Source organism: Frankia sp. CcWB2 (assembly GCF_977927585.1).
This window is the reverse complement of sequence record NZ_CDWRCM010000113.1, coordinates 5748-6274: the sequence shown is the minus strand read 5'-3', so window position 1 is coordinate 6274 and position 527 is coordinate 5748. Positions and strand designations below refer to the sequence as shown.

Sequence of the window (527 nt, the reverse complement as noted above, 5' to 3'; positions counted from 1 at the left end):
TCGGAGTATACCACCCGCGGGCAGGCTGACGCGGAGCGGTGTGGCCCGGATGCATCACCGTCGACCGGGTCCTACTTCGGCATGTTCGCGGTAAGCCCGACCCGCCAGGGCAACGGGCTCGGCGACACGCTGCTGCGGCTCGCCGAACGGCACGCCGTGACGGCCTGGTCCGCGGCCTGGATGGACCTGCTGGTCATCGCCCAACGGGCCGAACTGATCGCCTGGTATCAGCGGCGCGGATACGTCCTGACCACCAGAACGAGCCCGTTCCCCTACGACGACGAACGGTTCGGCCGGCCGCTGCGACCGGATCTCTACTTCGCCGTCCTCCGCAAGAGGTTCGGAGACCGCCCGGGGTTCAGCGACCGCTGAGCGTGCCGGACCGTCCGTGCCGGACCGTCAGCGCGTCTCCGGCGAGGTCGACGACCACCGCGGAACCGTCGTCGACCTCGCCGGCGATCATCTCCCGCCCGATCCGGGTCTCCACCTCGCGTTGCAGGTAGCGGCGCAGCGGGCGGGCGCCGTGG

General features: G+C 71.0%; 2 protein-coding genes. One reads left to right on the top strand and one right to left on the bottom strand.

What is annotated here, in order from left to right; translation table 11 throughout:
- The coding region (locus ACY45C_RS13155; protein ID WP_462187909.1) for a GNAT family N-acetyltransferase at positions 1-372 on the top strand (372 nt) is incomplete at its 5' end.
- On the opposite strand, the gene ACY45C_RS13150 is transcribed toward ACY45C_RS13155, so the two are convergent.
- A partial coding sequence (locus ACY45C_RS13150) for a hypothetical protein (RefSeq protein WP_462187916.1) occupies positions 359-527 on the bottom strand: 169 nt, incomplete at its 5' end. The genes ACY45C_RS13155 and ACY45C_RS13150 overlap by 14 nt on opposite strands.